The sequence below is a fragment of the Cyanobium sp. Lug-B genome, assembly GCF_024345635.1.
Taxonomy (GTDB): Bacteria; Cyanobacteriota; Cyanobacteriia; order PCC-6307; family Cyanobiaceae; genus Cyanobium; species Cyanobium minutissimum.
This window is the reverse complement of record NZ_JAGQBM010000012.1, coordinates 14,403-32,134: the sequence shown is the minus strand read 5'-3', so window position 1 is coordinate 32,134 and position 17,732 is coordinate 14,403. Positions and strand designations below refer to the sequence as shown.

Annotated in this window: 18 protein-coding genes; 10 read left to right on the top strand and 8 right to left on the bottom strand. The window is 71.4% G+C overall.

Annotated features, from left to right (window positions below):
- Positions 1–82 precede the first annotated feature (82 nt).
- From gcvP to KBY81_RS04830, 3 genes are all read right to left on the bottom strand, one after another.
- Complete coding sequence (gene gcvP, locus KBY81_RS04840; protein ID WP_396103660.1) at positions 83–2,962, bottom strand: aminomethyl-transferring glycine dehydrogenase; 2,880 nt, start codon at positions 2,960–2,962, stop codon at positions 83–85.
- A gap of 95 nt (positions 2,963–3,057) precedes the next feature.
- Positions 3,058–3,447, bottom strand: coding sequence for a glycine cleavage system protein GcvH (gcvH, locus tag KBY81_RS04835; protein WP_106219475.1), 390 nt, complete (start codon positions 3,445–3,447; stop codon positions 3,058–3,060).
- 27 nt (positions 3,448–3,474) lie between these two features.
- Positions 3,475–4,788 carry a methionine gamma-lyase family protein gene (locus tag KBY81_RS04830; protein ID WP_254975816.1) on the bottom strand — a complete coding sequence of 438 codons (1,314 nt, stop codon included), beginning with the start codon at positions 4,786–4,788 and terminating at the stop codon, positions 3,475–3,477.
- A gap of 206 nt (positions 4,789–4,994) precedes the next feature.
- Between KBY81_RS04830 and KBY81_RS04825 the strand changes: the two genes are divergently transcribed.
- Entirely contained in the window at positions 4,995–5,873 is an 879-nt protein-coding gene (locus KBY81_RS04825; RefSeq protein WP_219903841.1) for a fatty acid desaturase, read from the top strand.
- A 1-nt stretch (position 5,874) separates the two neighbouring features.
- On the opposite strand, the gene KBY81_RS04820 is transcribed toward KBY81_RS04825, so the two are convergent.
- Entirely contained in the window at positions 5,875–6,690 is an 816-nt protein-coding gene (locus tag KBY81_RS04820; RefSeq protein ID WP_254975815.1) for a hypothetical protein, read from the bottom strand.
- Between the two features lie 56 nt (positions 6,691–6,746).
- On the opposite strand from KBY81_RS04820, the gene KBY81_RS04815 reads away from it, so the two are divergent.
- The 4 genes from KBY81_RS04815 to KBY81_RS04800 all read left to right on the top strand — a co-directional run bounded on the left by KBY81_RS04815 (position 6,747) and on the right by KBY81_RS04800 (position 10,609).
- Positions 6,747–7,763, top strand: coding sequence for a fatty acid desaturase (locus KBY81_RS04815; protein WP_106219479.1), 1,017 nt, complete (start codon positions 6,747–6,749; stop codon positions 7,761–7,763).
- A 42-nt stretch (positions 7,764–7,805) separates the two neighbouring features.
- Positions 7,806–8,267 (top strand): 50S ribosomal protein L9, encoded by a 462-nt coding sequence (gene rplI / locus KBY81_RS04810; RefSeq protein WP_106219480.1) that lies wholly within the window; start codon positions 7,806–7,808, stop codon positions 8,265–8,267.
- A 118-nt stretch (positions 8,268–8,385) separates the two neighbouring features.
- Positions 8,386–9,795 carry a replicative DNA helicase gene (gene dnaB, locus KBY81_RS04805; protein WP_106219481.1) on the top strand — a complete coding sequence of 470 codons (1,410 nt, stop codon included), beginning with the start codon at positions 8,386–8,388 and terminating at the stop codon, positions 9,793–9,795.
- Between the two features lie 94 nt (positions 9,796–9,889).
- The gene (locus KBY81_RS04800; RefSeq protein WP_254975814.1) at positions 9,890–10,609 is read left to right on the top strand and encodes a sterol desaturase family protein; all 720 of its coding nucleotides are present in this window, start codon (positions 9,890–9,892) and stop codon (positions 10,607–10,609) included.
- Between the two features lie 6 nt (positions 10,610–10,615).
- Here KBY81_RS04800 and KBY81_RS04795 read toward each other — a convergent pair whose 3' ends face one another.
- On the bottom strand, positions 10,616–11,182 hold the full coding sequence (locus KBY81_RS04795) for a cysteine hydrolase family protein (protein ID WP_106219483.1): 567 nt from the start codon (positions 11,180–11,182) through the stop codon (positions 10,616–10,618).
- Between the two features lie 91 nt (positions 11,183–11,273).
- On the opposite strand from KBY81_RS04795, the gene mnmG reads away from it, so the two are divergent.
- The 4 genes from mnmG to KBY81_RS04775 all read left to right on the top strand — a co-directional run bounded on the left by mnmG (position 11,274) and on the right by KBY81_RS04775 (position 15,321).
- The gene (gene mnmG, locus KBY81_RS04790; protein WP_254975813.1) at positions 11,274–13,229 is read left to right on the top strand and encodes a tRNA uridine-5-carboxymethylaminomethyl(34) synthesis enzyme MnmG; all 1,956 of its coding nucleotides are present in this window, start codon (positions 11,274–11,276) and stop codon (positions 13,227–13,229) included.
- A gap of 26 nt (positions 13,230–13,255) precedes the next feature.
- Entirely contained in the window at positions 13,256–14,095 is an 840-nt protein-coding gene (locus KBY81_RS04785) for a hypothetical protein (RefSeq protein WP_254975812.1), read from the top strand.
- A gap of 18 nt (positions 14,096–14,113) precedes the next feature.
- Positions 14,114–14,725, top strand: coding sequence for a chorismate lyase (locus KBY81_RS04780; RefSeq protein ID WP_254975811.1), 612 nt, complete (start codon positions 14,114–14,116; stop codon positions 14,723–14,725).
- A gap of 77 nt (positions 14,726–14,802) precedes the next feature.
- A complete protein-coding gene (locus KBY81_RS04775) occupies positions 14,803–15,321 on the top strand; it encodes a hypothetical protein (protein WP_106219486.1) in 519 nt (172 codons plus the stop codon).
- Here KBY81_RS04775 and KBY81_RS04770 read toward each other — a convergent pair.
- The 3 genes from KBY81_RS04770 to KBY81_RS04760 form a co-directional block, all read right to left on the bottom strand.
- On the bottom strand, positions 15,242–15,763 hold the full coding sequence (locus KBY81_RS04770) for a DUF1269 domain-containing protein (protein ID WP_106219487.1): 522 nt from the start codon (positions 15,761–15,763) through the stop codon (positions 15,242–15,244). The genes KBY81_RS04775 and KBY81_RS04770 overlap by 80 nt on opposite strands.
- A gap of 68 nt (positions 15,764–15,831) precedes the next feature.
- On the bottom strand, positions 15,832–16,566 hold the full coding sequence (locus KBY81_RS04765; protein ID WP_254975810.1) for a hypothetical protein: 735 nt from the start codon (positions 16,564–16,566) through the stop codon (positions 15,832–15,834).
- A 138-nt stretch (positions 16,567–16,704) separates the two neighbouring features.
- Positions 16,705–17,247 (bottom strand): SprT family zinc-dependent metalloprotease, encoded by a 543-nt coding sequence (locus tag KBY81_RS04760; protein ID WP_106219488.1) that lies wholly within the window; start codon positions 17,245–17,247, stop codon positions 16,705–16,707.
- Positions 17,248–17,308: 61 nt separating this feature from the next.
- On the opposite strand from KBY81_RS04760, the gene KBY81_RS04755 reads away from it, so the two are divergent.
- Entirely contained in the window at positions 17,309–17,731 is a 423-nt protein-coding gene (locus KBY81_RS04755; protein ID WP_106219489.1) for a hypothetical protein, read from the top strand.
- The last annotated feature ends 1 nt before the right edge of the window (position 17,732 follow it).

Genomic DNA, 17,732 nt, shown 5'->3' with positions numbered 1-17,732 from the left:
ATGAAAGGCGGTTGCCATCGCCGTGTGGGGATGGCACAGCAATGATGCGCCATCCCGGGGAGAAAAGGTACCGCCGGAACACTCAGGCGGCCAGTTCCGGGATTGCCACTTCCTCGACGCTCGGGCAGGTGCAGACGAGGTTCCGATCACCGAAGGCGTTGTCGATGCGGGCGACGGCCGGCCAGAACTTGGCCTGCCGCTGACTCTCCCCGGCGGGGAAGGCCGCCTCGCTGCGGCTGTAGGCCCGATCCCAGTCGTCGGCGGTGACCGCCGCCAGGGTGTGGGGCGCCTGTTTGAGCGGGTTGTCGAGGGGGTCGGCGGCGCCGGTCTCGATGGCCCAGGCCTCACGGCGGATCCCCTCCATGGCCGCGCAGAAGCGGTCGATCTCCGGCAGCGACTCGCTCTCGGTGGGCTCCACCATCACCGTGCCGGCCACGGGCCAGCTGACGGTGGGGGCATGGAAGCCGTAGTCCATCAGCCGCTTGGCCAGATCGTCCACCTCCAGGCCGCAGCTGCGCTTGAGGGGCCGCAGGTCGAGGATGCACTCGTGGGCCACCCGGCCGCCCCGGCCCCGGTAGAGCACCGGGAAGTGGGGCTCGAGACGCTCGGCGATCAGGTTGGCCGCCAGCAGGGCCACCTGGCTGGCGGTGCGCAGGCCCGAGCCCCCCATCATGCGGATGTACATCCAGCTGATCGGCAGGATGCCGGCACTGCCCAGGGGGGCCGCCGACACCGGACCGATGGCCCGGTCGCCCGCGGCGACGGCCAGGGGGTGGGAGGGCAGGAACGGCACCAGGTGGGCCGCCACCCCGATCGGACCCACCCCGGGGCCGCCGCCGCCGTGGGGGATGCAGAAGGTCTTGTGCAGGTTGAGGTGGCAGACGTCGGCGCCGTAGAGGCCGGGCTTGCAGAGGCCCACCTGGGCGTTGAGGTTGGCGCCGTCCAGGTACACCTGGCCGCCGTGGTCATGGACCACCTGGCAGATGCGGCGGATGCCGGTCTCGAACACCCCGTGGGTGGAGGGGTAGGTGACCATCAGGGCCGCCAGGTCGGCGGCGTGGGCGGCGGCCTTGGCCTCCAGGTCAGCGATGTCGATGTTGCCCTGGGCATCGCAGGCCACCGCCACCACCCGCATGCCCGCCATCACGGCGCTGGCCGGATTGGTGCCGTGGGCGCTGGTGGGGATCAGGCACACCTGGCGATGGCCCTCGCCCCGGCTGCGGTGCCAGGCCCGGATCACCATCAGACCGGCGTACTCGCCCTGGGAGCCGGCATTCGGCTGCAGGGACACCCCCGCAAACCCGGTGATCGCCCCCAGCCAGGCTTCCAGATCCGCCACCAGGGCGGCGTAGCCGGCGGTCTGGTCGGCGGGGGCGAAGGGATGGATCTGGCCGAAGGCCGGCCAGCTCACCGGGGCCAGCTCGGCCGCGGCGTTGAGCTTCATCGTGCAGCTGCCCAGGGGGATCATGCCGTGGACCAGCGACAGGTCCTTGCTCACCAGGCGCTGGATGTAGCGCAACAGTTCGGTCTCGCTGCGATAGCGGTGGAACACCTCCTGGCGCAGCCAGGGGCGCTGGCGAAGGGGCACCCCCTCGAGCAGCTCCGCCAGGGGCCGGGCCTCCAGGGTGGACAGGCCGGCCCGCAGGGCCGCCTGGGCCGCGGCGGCGGCGGCGGCATCCGGCGCCAGAGCGGCCAGCAGGGCGGCCAGCTCCTCGGGCGTGGAGAGTTCATCGAGGCTGATGGCCAGGGCGGCCGCGCCGTCATCGCCCCGGACCCCGCAGCGGAGGTTGAAGCCGGCGGCCACGGCCCGCTGGCGCAGGGCGGGGGCCGCGGCGGTGCGCACCACCACGGTGTCGAAGGCGGGCCCCGGATCGGCCGGCAGGCCCAGGGCGTCCAGGCCGAGCACCAGACCCTGGCGCAGGACCGGCAGGCGGCGGGCGATGGCCTCGAGGCCTTCGGGGCCGTGGTGGACCGCATAGAAGCTCGCCATTACGGCGAGCAGCACCTGGGCGGTGCAGATGTTGCTGGTGGCCTTGTCGCGCCGGATGTGCTGCTCCCGGGTCTGGAGGGCCAGCCGCAGGGCCGGGTTCCCCTCCGCATCCTTCGACTGGCCCACCAGGCGACCGGGGATCTGGCGCTTGAAGTCCTCCCGGGTGGCGAAGAAGGCGGCGTGGGGCCCCCCGAAGCCCATCGGCACGCCGTAGCGCTGCAGGCTGCCGACGGCGATGTCGGCGCCCAGCTCACCCACGGGGGCCAGCAGGGTCTGGGCCAGGGGGTCCACGGCCACCGTGCTGATCACCCCGAGGGAGCGGGCCGCCGCCAGCAGCGCGGCGGGATCCCAGAGCCGCCCCTCGACCCCGGGCAGCTGCAGCAGCAGGCCGAACACGTCCTCGCCCAGCACCCCATCGGGGCCGCTGGCGGCAGCTTCGGCGTCGAACGTCTCGATGACGATCCCCAGGGGTTCGGCCCGGGTGTGGAGCACGGCCAGGGTCTGGGGCAGGACGGCGTGGTCGACCAGGAAGCGGCGGGCGCTGGGGCGGGTCGTGACCGCCGTCGCCATCGCCATCGCCTCGGCGGCGGCGGTGGCCTCATCCAGCAGGGAGGCGTTGGCGATCGGCAGCCCGGTCAGCTCGCTGACCAGGGTCTGGAAGTTGAGGAGGGCCTCCAGCCGCCCCTGGGCGATCTCCGCCTGGTAGGGGGTGTAGGCGGTGTACCAGCAGGGGTTTTCCAGCACGTGGCGCTGGATCAGGGCCGGCGTCGCCGTGCCGTGGTAGCCGAGGCCGATCAGGCTGCGCAGCACCTGGTTGCGGGAGGCCAGCGCCCCCAGCTCCTTCAGGGCCTGGGCCTCCGGGCAGGGCAGCGGCAGGCCGACCTCGGCCTCCTCCGCCGTCAGCAGGATGTCGGCGGGAACGACCTCGGCCGCCAGCTGATCGAGGGACCCGAGGCCGAGCTCCGCCAGCATCCGCTGCTGATCCTCGGGATCCGGACCCAGATGCCGGACCAGGAAGGAGGCGGACACGGGCGTTCGGGGTGGAGGTGGCGGGATCCTAAGGACAATCAGCCCGCCTGCACCTTGGCCCCGTAGGTGCCGGCATCCATCAGGTCGTCGAGCTCAGCGGGGGCCCCCAGGCGCACCAGCAGCAGCCAGCCCTCCCCGTAGGGATCGTTCTGGAGCTCCTCGGGGCTGGCCAGGACGGCCTCGTTGCGGGCCTCCACGGTGCCGCTCACCGGAGCCATCAGATCCTCCACCGCCTTGACCGACTCGACGCTGCCGAAGCTCGTGCCGCGCGCCAGGGCGGCCCCCACCGCCGGCAGCTCGACGAAGACGATGTCCCCCAGCTGGTCGACGGCGAAGGAACTGATCCCGAGCCGCACCAGATCACCCTCCGGACGCACGTATTCGTGGCTCTCGGAATAGCGGCAGTCGTCGGGGAAGGAGTGCGCCAAGGCCGGTGCGATGCGGAGAAGCGGCCATCAGTCTGACCGAGCGGCGCAGTCCGGGGCCTTCCCGATGTCATCAAGGGACGCCAGGGCCGCCAGGGCCCGCTCGAGGGCCAGGGCCACATGGCCGTGGTGGGTGCCGCCCTGGGCGTAGAGCACCCAGGGTTCCCGCAGCGGCGCGTCGGCGGAGAACTCGCTGGTGCTGCCGTCGATGAAGGTGCCGCCCGCCATCACCAGATCGGTGGCATAGCCGGGCATGGGGGCCGGCACCGGATCGAGGTAGGCCCCCACCGGTGAGCTGCGCTGGAACGCCCGGCAGACGGCGATCAGCCGCTCGGCATGGCCGAGCCGGACCGCCTGGATCACATCGCTGCGCTCGGCGCCGGCTGCGGGGTTCACCGCATAGCCCAGACCGGCGAACACCTCGGCCACCAGATCGGCCCCGATCAGGGCCTCGGCCACCATCTGGGGGGCCAGGAACAGCCCCTGGAACAGCAGGCGGTACTGGTCGAAACCGGTGCCGCCCTCGCTGCCGATGCCCGGGGCGGTGAGCCGGCAGCAGGCCATGTCCACCAGGTCGCGGCGGCCGGCCACGTAGCCCCCCGTCGGGGCGATGGTGCCGCCGAGGTTCTTGATCAGGGAGCCGGCGATCAGGTCGGCCCCCACGGCGGTGGGTTCCAGCTCCTGCACCAGCTCCCCGTAGCAGTTGTCGACGAAGCAGACACAGTCCGGCCGCAGCGCCCTGACCCGCTCACAGAGGCGCCCGATCGTGGCCACAGGCAGGGAGGGGCGCCAGCTGTAACCGCAGCTGCGCTGGATCAGCACCATCCGGGTCTCGGGGGCCAGGGCGTCCTCCAGGCCCGCCTCGTCCACCTCGCCATCGGCGCCGAGGGGCAGCTCGTCGTAGGTGATGCCGAACTCGGCGAGGGACCCCTGGCCCGTGCCCCGCAGGCCGATCACCTCCTCAAGGGTGTCGTAGGGACGGCCGGTGAGGGCCAGCAGCCGGTCCCCGGGCCGCAGCACCCCGAACAGGGCGGCGGTGATGGCGTGGGTGCCGCTGACGAACTGGAGCCGCACGGCGGCGGCCTCGGCCTGCAGCACCCGGGCGAAGACCCGGTCCAGCACCTCCCGGCCCAGGTCGCCGTGGCCGTAGCCGCTGACCGAGGCGAAGTGATGCACGCCGAGGCGTTCGGCGGCGAAGGCGTCCAGCACCCGCGCCAGGCGGGGCCGTACGGCGGCGGTGCGGCGGGCGGCGACCGGGGCCAGCCGCTCAAGGGCGGCGGCGACGGTGTCGGCCGGGTGCGCCGTGTCAGTGGGGCCGGTGGGGCCGGGACAGACCTGCTCCAAAGCCCTGGGACCAGCAGGGGTCACTCTGCCATCGTCGCCGTGGGTGAGGATGGGAAGCCGAGCCCCAGAGCCCCCCCGCCCTTCCACCGGAGAACCGCTTGGTCGCACGTTCCGAAGCCTCCCGATCAGGCCAGAGCGCCCGGACCGTGCGGGTGCCCCTGCAGGACACCAGCCATTCCCGCAAGAAGGCCCAGCTGCTGGCGGCCATGGAGGGACCCCGGCCGCCCCTGCCGGCCAACCAGCGCAAATTCAAGACGGGCACCACCGGCTTCATGCTGGCCATCCATGTGGGCGCCGTCTTCGCCCTGCTGCCGCGCTTCTGGAGCCTCCAGGGGGTGATCGTGCTGGCGGTCCTCTACTGGGCCACGGTGCTGGGGGTGACCCTGGGGCTGCACCGGCTGGTGGCGCACCGGGGCTTCGAGGCGCCCCGCTGGGTGGAGCGGCTGCTGGTGCTGATGGGCACCCTGGCCTGCCAGAGCGGACCGATCGAATGGGTGGGCCTGCACCGGCACCACCACCTCTTCTCCGACCAGCCCAACGACCACCACGACGCCGCCCGCGGCCTCTGGTGGGCCCACAGCGAGTGGATGCTGCACAGGATCCCGGCCCTCACCGAGATCCACCGCTTCACAGGCGACATGGAGAAGGACCCCTTCTACCGCTGGCTGGACCGCTGGTTCCTGCTGCTGCAGCTGCCCCTTGGGGCCGCCCTGTACTGGTATGGCAACGCCGCGGGCGTCCATGGCGGCGGCCTGGGGCTGGTGCTCTGGGGCATCCCCCTGCGCCTGGTGCTCGTGTATCACGTCACCTGGCTGGTGAACTCCGCCACCCACGCCTTCGGCTACCGCAATTTCGACTGCCCGGACCGCTCCCGCAACTGCTGGTGGGTGGCCCTGCTGACCTTCGGCGAGGGCTGGCACAACAACCACCACGCCTACCCCCACTCGGCCCGCCACGGACTGCGCTGGTTCGAGTTCGACATCACCTGGCAGCACATCCGCGCCCTGCGGGCCCTCGGCCTGGCCAGGAAGGTGCGCATCGCCCCGGGCTTCGGCCGGCGTGCCGACGCGGGCGCCGGCGCCTGACTCAGAGCTCGGCCGGTTCCACCACCGCCGGGATCGCCGTGCCGATCTCGCGGCGGATGGCGGCCGCCAGGTCGTCCGGGGCCTGGTGGGAGCCGTCCCCCTGCAGGCGCCGGGCCCGCTGCCGCAGCAGCTCCAGGAAGCGGTCCGGGCCCAGCTCCTCCTCCCCCGCCGCCCCCAGGGCCGCCAGGGTGCGCCGCAGCTCGGGCAGCTCGGCGTCGAGTTCCACCGCCGTGTAGTCGCGCTGGCCGGCGATCACCTCGGCGAAGCGCTCCCGCCGCTGGCGCTTGGCCACCGGATAGGCCGCCATCAGCCGGTCGCGGCAGTCGCGCCAGGGCCGGCCGGCGGTGAGCAGCTGGGCCAGGGCGGCACTGAGCCCCGCGGCCTCCGCCTCGCTGATGCGCAGATCGAAGCTGGCCGGCGGCTGGCGGAAGCCCACGAACACCTCGAGCAGGGCCCCGGGCCCCAGCACCCGCTGCTGCTCGTCGCGCACCGGCAGGGCCGAGCTGCTGAGGGCTTCGAACAGTTCAGGGTTGGCCGCCAGCAGGGTGCGGGCCGGGAGCGGCTCCAGCCGGCCCCCGGGGGCCTGGGCATCGAGCCACAGGTTGACGCTGCCCAGGGCCAGGAACACCTCAGGGCCCGGGGAGGCGAGCTTGCCGTTGCGCAGCATCGAGAGCTGGGAGTTGTGCACCCGACCCAGGTCGAGGGCCTCGGCCAGCATCGGCAGAACCCGGTGGGACCAGCCGTTGCGCTCATGCCAGACGCGGATCAGGTGGGCGAAGGCGACGCGGCCAGATACGAGTTCGTCTCGATATCCCACTCGATCAGGATTCGTATTGCTACCATTGTAATCACTCAACAGGAGCCCGGTCCTTCATGGCCGTCACCCCCCTCTCCCGCCCCGGCATCCAGCCAGGCGCCCCATCCGGCAACCGCCGTGATGCCGGCACCAGGGCCCGCCACACCCGCCGTCCCGCCACCATCAACCAGGGGGCCGATGCCCTGGTCCGGGCGCGGGCCCTGCACGATCCGCGCCGCGGCGAGCCCCGCGGCGTCTCCCCCAAGGGCACCCGCTGGGGCACGATCGGCTTCATGGTGCTGATCCACATCCTGGCGGTGGTGGCCCTGCTGCCCCGCTTCTGGAGCCTGGAGGCCGTGGCTGCCCTGCTGGTGATGTACTGGGTCACCGCCTGCCTGGGGGTGACGATCGGCTACCACCGCCTGCTCAGCCACCGCTCCTTCCGGGTGCCCCAGTGGCTGGAGCGTTTCTTCGCCACCTGCGGCGCCCTCAGCTGCCAGCACGGCCCCATCGACTGGGTGGGCCTGCACCGCCACCACCACAAGTTCTCCGATACGGAAGCGGATCACCACGACAGCAACAAGGGCTTCTGGTGGTCCCACATGGCCTGGATGTTTGAGGAGATTCCCGCCATGGCCGCCGTGCCCCGGCTCACCGGCGACCTGGCCGCCGACCCCTACTACCGCTGGCTGAACAAGGGCTTCCTGCTGCTCCAGGTGCCCCTGGGCCTGCTGCTGTTCTGGATCGGCACCGTCACCGGCGCCGGCGGCTGGGCCCTGGTGCTGTGGGGCATCCCCCTGCGCCTGGTCCTCGTCTACCAGTGCACCTGGCTGGTGAATTCGGCCACCCACATGTGGGGCGAGGCCGTCCACGACAGCGGCGACAAGTCGAAGAACAACCCCTGGGTGGCGGCGCTGACCTTCGGTGAGGGCTGGCACAACAACCACCACGCCTATCCCCATTCGGCCCGCCATGGCTTCGGCCCCCGCCAGTTCGACCTCACCTGGCAGCACATCCGCCTGATGCGCGCCCTGGGCCTGGCCACCCAGGTCCGCCTGCCCCGGGCCGCAGCCCCCACCAGGGCCATGTCGTAGGCTTGCCGATCGGATTTCAGATGGCTCAGCCGGGGCGTTGTCATGGTCAAGAAGCGTGTGCAGGTGGTCCTGAGCGAGGACATCCTTTCCCTGGGCAAAGACGGGGACCTGGTGGATGTCGCGCCCGGTTACGCCCGTAACTACCTCCTTCCCACCGGCAAGGCCCTGGCCGTCACCGCCGCGGTGCTGCGTCAGGTGGAGCACCGCCGGGCCAAGGAGGCGGAGCGCCAGGCGGCCCTGAAGGCCGAGGCGATCGCCTTCCGCACCGCCCTCGACACCATCGGCCGCTTCACCGTCAAGAAGCAGACCGGCGGCGACGATGTCCTGTTCGGCACCGTCACCAACGGTGATGTGGCCGAGGCCATCGAAGCGGCCACCAAGAAGGAAGTGGATCGCCGCGTCATCACCGTTCCCGAGATCCACCGCACCGGCTCCTACAAGGTGCAGGTCAAGCTCCACCCCGAGGTCGTCGCCGACGTCAACCTGGAAGTGGTCAGCTACTGATCGGCCAGCCGCGAACCGAACTTTTACGCCCCGGGCGCCAGAGTGATCGTCCTCACCGGCGCCCGATCCCGATCGATCCGGCATTTCCTCCGGTCCGTCGCGTTCTGGAGTCCCGTCCATGGTGAGCGTGCCCCTGGCTGGTTCCGACCCACCCCGGCCCGACGGCCCGAGGCCGGCGTCCAGGCGCGACGAGCAGGCCGGCTTTGAGGCCCTGCCCGATTCGGTTCCGCCCCAGAACCTGGAGGCGGAGGAATCGGTGCTCGGCGGCATCCTCCTCGACCCCGACGCCATCGGCCGGGTCGCGGACGTGCTGCGGCCGGAGGCTTTCTACCTCGGCGCCCACCGCGAGATCTACCGCACCGCCCTGATGCTGCACAGCCAGGGCAAGCCCACCGACCTCACGGCCATGGCCGCCTGGCTCGCCGACACCGGCCAGCTGGAGAAGGTGGGCGGCAGTGCCCGGCTGGTGGAGCTGGTGGAGCGCACCCTCTCCACCGCCTCCATCGACCAGGTGGCACGGCTGGTGATGGACAAGCACCTGCGGCGCCAGCTGATCCGCTCCGCCAACGAGGTGATCCGGCTCGGCTTCGACCAGAGCCTGCCGATGGAGCAGGTGCTCGATGAGGCCGAGCAGAAGATCTTCGCCATCAGCCAGGAGAAACCCACCGCCGGCCTCACCCCCACCGCCGAGATCCTCACCAGCACCTTCAACGAGATCGAGAGCCGCTCCCTCGGCACCGCCGTCGCCGGCATCCCGGTCAACTTCTACGACCTCGACGCCATCACCCAGGGCCTGCAGCGCAGCGATCTGATCATCGTCGCCGGACGGCCCGCCATGGGCAAGACCTCGATCGTGCTCAACATCGCCAAGAACGTGGCCCAGCTGCACCAGCTGCCGGTCTGCGTGTTCAGCCTGGAGATGAGCAAGGAACAGCTCACCTACCGCCTGCTGTCGATGGAGGTGGGCATCGAGAGCGGCCGCCTGCGCACCGGCCGCCTGCAGCAGGAAGAATGGCCCCTGCTCGGCCAGGGCATCAACAGCCTCGGCCAGCTGCCCCTGTTCATCGACGACAAGCCCAACTCCGGTGTGCTCGAAATGCGCTCCCTCTGCCGGCGCCTGATGGCCGAGACCGGCAAGGAACTGGGCCTGATCGTGATCGATTACCTGCAGCTGATGGAGGGCAGCACCCCGGACAACCGGGTGCAGGAACTCTCCCGCATCACCCGGGGCCTCAAGGGCATGGCCCGCGAACTGCACGTGCCCGTGATCGCCCTCTCCCAGCTCAGCCGCGGTGTCGAGTCCCGCACCAACAAGCGCCCCATGCTCAGCGACCTGCGGGAATCGGGTTCGATCGAGCAGGACGCCGATCTGGTGCTGATGATCTACCGCGACGAGTACTACAACCCGGAAACCGCCGACCGCGGCATCACCGAAGTGATCGTCACCAAGCACCGCAACGGCCCCGTCGGCACCGTGAAGCTCCTGTTCGAGCCCCAGTTCACCCGCTTCCGCAATCTCGCTGCCTAGATCCGCTGCAGCGCGTCACGGCATAGGGATATCCGCCGTATCGCGCCAGCGAAACTGCCAGTAGCCTCAGGATCAAGGCATCGCGAAGCTATACGTGCAGCATCATTCCTTCTGGTTCTATGTGTTCACGTTTTTCGCCATCATTCTGGCGCGCTATCTCGCCATGGCCGGCTTTGCCCACTGGCTTCTGTATCAACGACAGGAGGCCAGGGTGTCGGTTCTCAATGACATCCAGCTGTCCGTCATCTCCGCCGCCATCTTCTCCCTGGCCACTGCCCTGGTGATGACGTTGCAGGAGCAGGGACTGACCCGTCTGCATGGCCAGATCCATGCCGAAAGCTGGTGGACCCTGCCACTCAGTTACCTGGCCGTCCTGGTGCTGCAGGACGCCTATTTCTACGCCACCCACCGTCTGTTTCACCAGCCGAAACTGTTCCCCTGGTTTCACCGGGGACACCACCGATCACGGCAGCCCACACCCTGGACCTCCTTCGCCTTTGACCCCCTGGAAGCCGTTGTTCAGGCCGTGTTCCTGGTCGCCATCGTGCTGCTGATTCCCCTGCATTTCGCCACCCTGCTGGCGGTGCTCACCACGATGACGGTGTGGGCCGTGGTCAACCATCTGGGCCTGGAGGTGCTGCCGCTCCACTTCCCCCACCACTGGCTGGGGCGCTGGCTGATCGGCCCCGCCCACCATTCCGTGCACCACCGCCGCCACGGCCACCATTTCGGGCTCTACTTCACTTTCTGGGATCGGGTGTTCGGCACTGAGGATCCCGCCTACGCCGCCTCGCTGCAGCCACCGGCCGCCTGAGCGCGATCAGGCCAGATCGGCGGCCCGCACCACAGCGGCCAGGCGGGAGAGCTGCCCGATGGATTGGTCGTGCTCCTGCGGGCTCGCCGCGGCGCAGGCGTCCTCCACCAGCACCACCCGGAAGTCCCGGTCGTGGCCCTCCCGGACCGCCGCCTGAAGCGCCCAGGCGGTGCTCACACCCCCCAGCAGCAGCCGCTCGATCCCCGCGGCCCGCAGCAGCGTCGCCAGGGCGGTGCCGTGGAAGGGGCTCACCCGGTGCTTCACCAGCACCGGGTCGCCGGGCTCCACCGCCAGATCGGCATGGAAGTCCGTGCCCCACTGGCCGAGCCGCAGGCCCCCCAGCTCCCGGGCCCGGCCCAGGAACGGCGCATGGGCGGGCAGCTCCGGGTAGCCGGCCCGGAAGGCCACCTTCACCAGGAGCGTGGGCCAGCCCCGGGCGCGGGCCCGCTCCAGCGCCTGGTTGGCCGCCGCCAGCACCCCGCGTCGCTGCACTTCGGCGGCGTAGGTGGGCATCGCCCCGTCGGGGTGGATCAGGTCGTTGATCAGATCGATCAGCACCAGGGCGGTGCGCATGGGGGGAGACCTCGGCCGCAGGGCTCCATCATCGGCCGCCCGACCATGTCCCACAGCCCCACCGGCCCCTGCCACGCCATACATTCAAGGCATGGCCCTGAGCGCAGACCCCACCGAACGGTTCGACCTGATCGTGGTCGGCGGCGGCCATGCCGGCTGCGAGGCGGCCTTCACCGCCGCCCGGCTCGGGGTGTCCACCGCCCTGTTCACGCTCAACCTCGACCGCATCGCCTGGCAGCCCTGCAACCCGGCGGTGGGCGGCCCGGCCAAGAGCCAGCTGGTGCATGAGGTGGATGCCCTCGGTGGGGTGATCGGCCGGCTGGCGGATGCCACCGCCCTGCAGAAACGGCTGCTCAACGCCAGCCGCGGCCCGGCCGTGTGGGCGCTGCGGGCCCAGACCGACAAACGCCAGTACGCCCGCCAGATGCTGCAGCTGCTGCAGCACACCCCCCACCTGGCCCTGCGTGAAGCGATGGTCACGGGGCTGGAGCTGGAGGGCGATCCCAACGATCCGGCCGGCCCAACCGCCCGGGTGATCGGGGTGCGCACCTACTTCGGCAGCGTCTACGCCGCCGGCGCCGTGATCCTCACCACCGGCACCTTCCTGGGCGGCCGCATCTGGGTGGGCAACCGCTCGATGGCGGCGGGCCGGGCCGGCGAGCAGCCCGCCGAAGGGCTCACCGAAGCCCTGCAGGCCCTGGGGTTCCGCACCGACCGGCTCAAGACCGGCACCCCCGCCCGCGTCGACCGGCGCAGCGTGGCCCTCGACCGGCTGGAGGAGCAGCCCAGCGACGCCGCCGACCGCTTCTTCAGCTTCGATCCCACCGCCCGGGTGAGCGGCGAGCAGATGGCCTGCCACATCACCCGCACCACGGCGGCCACCCACCAGCTGATCCGCGACAACCTCCACCTCACGCCGATCTACGGCGGTTTCATCGACAGCAAGGGGCCCCGCTACTGCCCGTCGATCGAGGACAAGATCGTCCGCTTCGCCGACAAGGACAGCCACCAGATCTTCCTGGAGCCGGAGGGGCGCGACACGCCCGAGCTGTATGTCCAGGGCTTCTCCACCGGCCTGCCCGAATCGCTGCAGCTGGCCCTGCTGCGCACCCTGCCCGGGCTGGAGGCCTGCGTGATGCTGCGTCCCGCCTACGCCGTCGACTACGACATCCTGCCGGCCACCCAGCTGGAGCCCTCCCTGGAAACCAAGCGGGTGCGGGGCCTGTTCTCGGCGGGCCAGCTCAACGGCACCACCGGCTACGAGGAGGCCGCCGCCCAGGGGCTGGTGGCCGGGCTGAACGCCGCCCGGCTGCTGGGGGGCCAGGACCCGGTGCATTTCCCCCGGGAGGGCAGCTACATCGGCACCCTGGTGGACGACCTGGTCACCCAGGACCTCAAGGAGCCCTACCGGGTGCTGACCAGCCGCAGCGAGTACCGCCTGGTGCTGCGCGGCGACAACGCCGACCGGCGGCTCACGCCCCTCGGCCACCGGCTGGGCCTGATCGACGAACGGCGCTGGCGCCTGTTCGAGCAGAAACAGGCCGCCATCGACGCCGAGAAGCAGCGGCTGGAAACGGTGCGGCTCAAGGCCTCCGATGCCGCCGCCACCGCCGTGGCCGCCGCCACCGGCGCCGGCATCAACGGCTCGATCACCCTGGCCGACCTGCTGCGCCGGCCGGGCCTGCACGGCGAGGATCTGGTGCGGCTGGGGCTCCTGGATCCGGATCTGCCGATCGATGTGCGCGACGGCGCCGAGATCGACATCAAGTACAGCGGCTATCTGGCCCGCCAGGAACAGCAGATCGCGCGGGTGCGCCGCCAGCTCGATCGGGCCATCCCCCCTGGTGTGGACTACGCCGCCATCGGCACCCTGTCGGCGGAGGCCCGCGAGAAACTGGCGGCGATCCAGCCCCACAGCCTGGGCCAGGCCTCCCGCATTCCCGGGGTCAGCCCCGCCGATGTCAACGCCCTGCTGCTCTGGCTGGAGCTGCAGCGGCGCCGGGAGCCGCCGGCCCCTCGTCAGACCGTGGAAGCATCGTTACAGTGACGCACGCCTGACGCCGAGGACTGCAGATGAGCCCCTCCCCTCGGCGTCCCCTGCGCGGCATTCCCACCTCCCGCGCCTACTGGGAGCTGAAGGCCGAGCAGATGATGAACCGGGTCTTCGACCCGGAGGCCACCATCGATCTCGACGTGGCCTCCCAGGCCGAGCCCCCCCCGACCCTGCCCCTGGCCCCCTCGGTGCGGCGGCTGCGGGGACGGCCGGCCGCCCCGGCCCCGGCCCCGTCGCGGGCCGACCGCAACACCCTGCTGCTCACGGCCATGGGCGGGGTCTGCATGGTCAGCGTCGCCAGTTCGGTGCTGTATCTCACCCACTCCAGCCGCATGCAGCAGGCCCTCAGCCAGGAGCGCAGCCTGCTGCTGGTGGAGCGGCTGCGGAGCCTCGGCCCGGCCAACCCCTCCCCGCTCGGAGCCGGCGTCGGCGCCAACCTGGCCGGCGGCCCGTCCGTCCTGCCGCTCGCCAGCGACCAGCTGCCACCGCCGCCGGAGGAACCCTGGATCGAGCAGCTCTCCCAGCTGCCCCAGCCGGAGGGCTCCAGGGCCCCGGTCCTGCGGGTGCCGGTGAGTCCGAAACTGGCCGCCGCTGCGCCCCCCGCCACCGGTGGGGATGGGGGCTACGCGCAACGCAGCGCCGCCCCGGCCCCTGGGCCCGTGCCTGAACTGGTGGGGGTGGTGGGCTCGGCGGGCCGGCCCGCCTCGGCGATCTTCCAGATGGGGGGGAGCTCCACCAGCGTCAGCGTCGGCGAAGCGATCGGATCCAGCGGCTGGCGGCTTCGCTCCGCCGATGGCGACACCGCCATGATCGAACGGGGCGGCGAGGTGCGGCGCATCTCGATCAGCAACGGCTACTGACCTGCCCTCCGGCCCGCCATGAACCAAGCCACCGGCGGCCTGTTGCCGTCCCCCGCGTGTCTGTGGCAAGCCAGTGCCGCCGAGCGCCCGCAGCCGCCGGCCGGCGGTGAGCTCACCGGCCCGTGGACGCTGCTGCTGCTCGGGGACGGCAGCCCGACGCGCCACCTGCAGCTGCTCACCGGCCATCCGGTGGAGGTGGAGCTGATCGCCATGGCCTCCGAACCGGGGGTCTCCGCCGGCGCGCCGGCGGAGGTGGCCGAACTGGCCGAGCCGCTGCTGCGGCGCCAGGTGTGGCTCACCTGCGGGCCCCAGACCCTGGGCTGGGCCGAGAGCTGGTGGAACCGGGCCGAGGCGGAGGCCCATCTGAAGGATCGCCGGCTGCCGATCTGGCGCAGCCTCTCGGCGGGGCGGGCGGAGCTGTACCGCGAGGTGGATGGCCTCGGCCAGGTGCAGGAACCCTGGCTGGCGGAGCGTTTCGGCTGCGACGGCCCCTTCTGGAGCCGGCATTACCGCTTCTTTCGCCACGGGCGGGAGCTCACGGTGATCCGGGAGGTGTTCTCCCCGGCGCTGGAGCGGTGGCTGGGACCGGCCCAGGCGGGATCTGTTCGTAAAGACTCATCAATTCAGTAACGCCGTGTGGCGGTTTGCTGTTGACGAATTGACGCTCCAGGCTCCCTGGCCAGGATTCGGTCATTCGAAACCGGACCATGGCCACCCGCCACAGCGCCCAGACCCCGCCGGGAGGGGACTGGCTCACCCTCACCGAACTGGGCCGCCGCTACGGCGTCTCCGCCGTCCACACCGGAAAGCTGCTGGTCGCCTCCGGCCTGCGCCGCAGCAGCGGTGAACCGACCGCCGAAGCCCTGGCGGCCGGCCTGGCCATGCGGCCCCAGCCGGGCCATCACCACTCCAGCCTCTGGCTGCACCAGGGGTGCGCGCCCTACCTCGAGCGCCTGGGGCTGGTGCCCCAGGCCCAGCGCACCATGGTGAGCCTGTGGGCCGATCTGCTCAGCGCCCTGCAGAACGGCTCCCCGTCGATCAGCATCTCGGCCGAGGAGATGGCCGTTGACGTGCCCCGCGACCTGGTGAAGCCAGTGAACAGGGAATTGCGTCAGCGGGGCTGCAGCTTCCGGGTCAACCCGAAGCTCAGGACAGCCGCAGGGCCTGGGCCTGCTTGCTCGCCTGCTCGAGCATCTGACGCAGCCGGTCCTCGTCGGTATGGCTGAGGTTGGTGCGCAGCAGCTTGGCGTGGGGCGCATGAACCCGCAGCCGCTCGATCAGCCGGTCGGGGGTGGCGTCGCGCAGCAGCAGGCAGAGGGCCGCGCTGCCGGGGGGGAGGGTTTCACCCACCTCGCGCATGAAGTTGTCGTTGATGCCCAGATCCGACAGGGAACCTGAGGCGGCCCCCAGGCCGGCGCCGACGGCCGCCCCGAGCAGGGGGTTGAGGAACAGCAGCCCCACGAGCGTGCCCCAGAAGCCACCGCCGAGGGCGCCGGCCTTGGTGAGATTGAGCGACTGGTGCAGGCGCACCTTGCCGTCCGGTTCGGCCTCGACGACCACCGCGTCCTCGAGGGCGATCAGTTCCTCCTTCTGGATCTCCACCAGCTGACGCCGCACCTGGTCGGCCTCCTCGACGGACGGAAACCCAACCACCACCAGGCTGCTCATGGCCGACATCCCTGCAGGTACGACGTCAGTCCTAACCCACTGCCTGCCGAAATGGCGGTGTCGACGGCTCAGGCACGGCGGCGGGTGGAGCGGGGCAGCGGCCGGCCGGCCGCAGGAGGGGTGAAGGCCGCGTCCGGCTCACCGGAGCCCGGGAGGCGATCGCCGGCGGCATCGCGGCGGGCCGGCTCCGGGCGCTGCCAGCGGGGCAGGGTGAAGCTGTCGTCATCGGGCCAGTCATCGTCGGCCCCGGTGGCGGGAGCGGAGGGCGCCGAGGGAGACGGGGCGGGGGCGTAGCGGGCCTCGGCGCCTGGGGGACGGGACGGCGGAGCCGGGCGGCCGCGCCGGGACACCGCCTCGAGCATCGGCCGGCGGGAGCGGAGGGGAGCCGGGGCCGGCTCCGGGGCCCCGGGGGCGCCGCGGTCGCTCTCCTGCCAGGGTTCCCGCCAGTCGTCGCCATCGTCGAGCAGCCAGTCGAGACGGCCCTCCACCCAGCGGCCGAGGTCGTCGATCCGGGGCCGCAGCTGGGGGCGACGCTCGGCCCCCCGCCCTGCTGGACGGCCACCGGGCCGGGACCCCGCCACCCCCTCGACAAACTGCCGGCCGGCGGTCACCCAGCGATCCACGCGCTGGTCGAGGGGATCGGTGCCGCCACGGGGGCGCCGGGGGAGGTCGCGCTCGCGGCCATCGCGCTGCAGGAGGTCGCGATCACGGAATTCGCGCTCCCTGGGTTCGCGGTCACGGGATTCGCGCTCGGGGGGATCGCGGTCCCAGGGATCCCGCATGCGGCCGTCGCCCTGATCCATCGGATGCATCAGGCCAATCTAACGACGCCGACCGGAGAGCCAGTGCTCCCGCCCCATCCCCACCAGGGCAATGGTGAAGCCGCCCCATTCCAGGGTCCACAGAAACGTCGCCATCGGCCCCAACACCTGCGCCAGAACCTAGGCGGTGTTGGGCTCGAACACCAGCAGGCAGCTCGCATCCCAGCGCCCGCCATGGAGGCGCTCGCAGCAGTGGCGGCAGGCCAGGCCCTGCCGGCGGCGCTGGTAGGGCGTGCGGCTGTCGCAGCGCGGGCAGCGGGCGATCCAGCGGCTGGCGGCCACCGGCAGGGGATAGCGGTGCCGCAGGCTCACCTGAAAATCGTCCTGGGCCCGGTTGATCTGCTCCATCCGGGTTCGGAAGCGGGGACCATGGACCTCCTGCACCGCCAGCACCCGGTCCACCCAGGCATGGATCATCTCGTGGCAGAGGGTGCCCAGGGTGGCCTGCCGCGGCAGCGGCTCCAGCAGGGGGCGGGAGAGGACGATCTCGCAGAGGTCACGCCCGTCGGCCAGACGCCCCCGGCGGTAGAGCCCGGCGGTGCGGGTGAGGCGGCCGTCGCTCCAGCGCACGTCCACCAGCGGCCGGCTCTCCCGGGTGAGCTGGCCGTCGAAATGCTCGCGGTTGAGCCGGTGGAACAGGGGCAGCAGCGGTTCCAGGGGCATCGGCCCATTCTGGTGGGGTCGTCCGTCAGACTCTGCAACGCTGCGAACGGATGGGATCACCATGGACTGGGGACTGGCCCGCGACATCGGCACCAAGCTCCTGCTGGCGGGGGCCGGTGGCCTGCTGCTCTATTGGACCGTCTCGGCGGTGAAGCTGGTGCTCAGCGCCCGGGGCATCAATCCGCTGATCAAGCAGTTCTTCACCCAGGTGGCCTCCGGCCAGGTGGACGGCGCCTACCTGCTCACCACCCGCAACTACCGCTCCCACGTCAACCGGCAGCAGTTCATCCGCTTCCTGGCCGGCCTGCAGCTCAACAAGTACCGCAACCTCAAGTCCGGCCGTCCCCGGCTGCAGGAGGGCCAGGTGATCCTGACGGTGAAGCTCAAGAGCGACGGCAAGGAGGAGCTGCCCCTCGACTTCACCTTCGTGAAGGTGGAGGAGACCTGGCGGGTGGACCGCATCACCAAGCTGGCGGCCGCCTGAG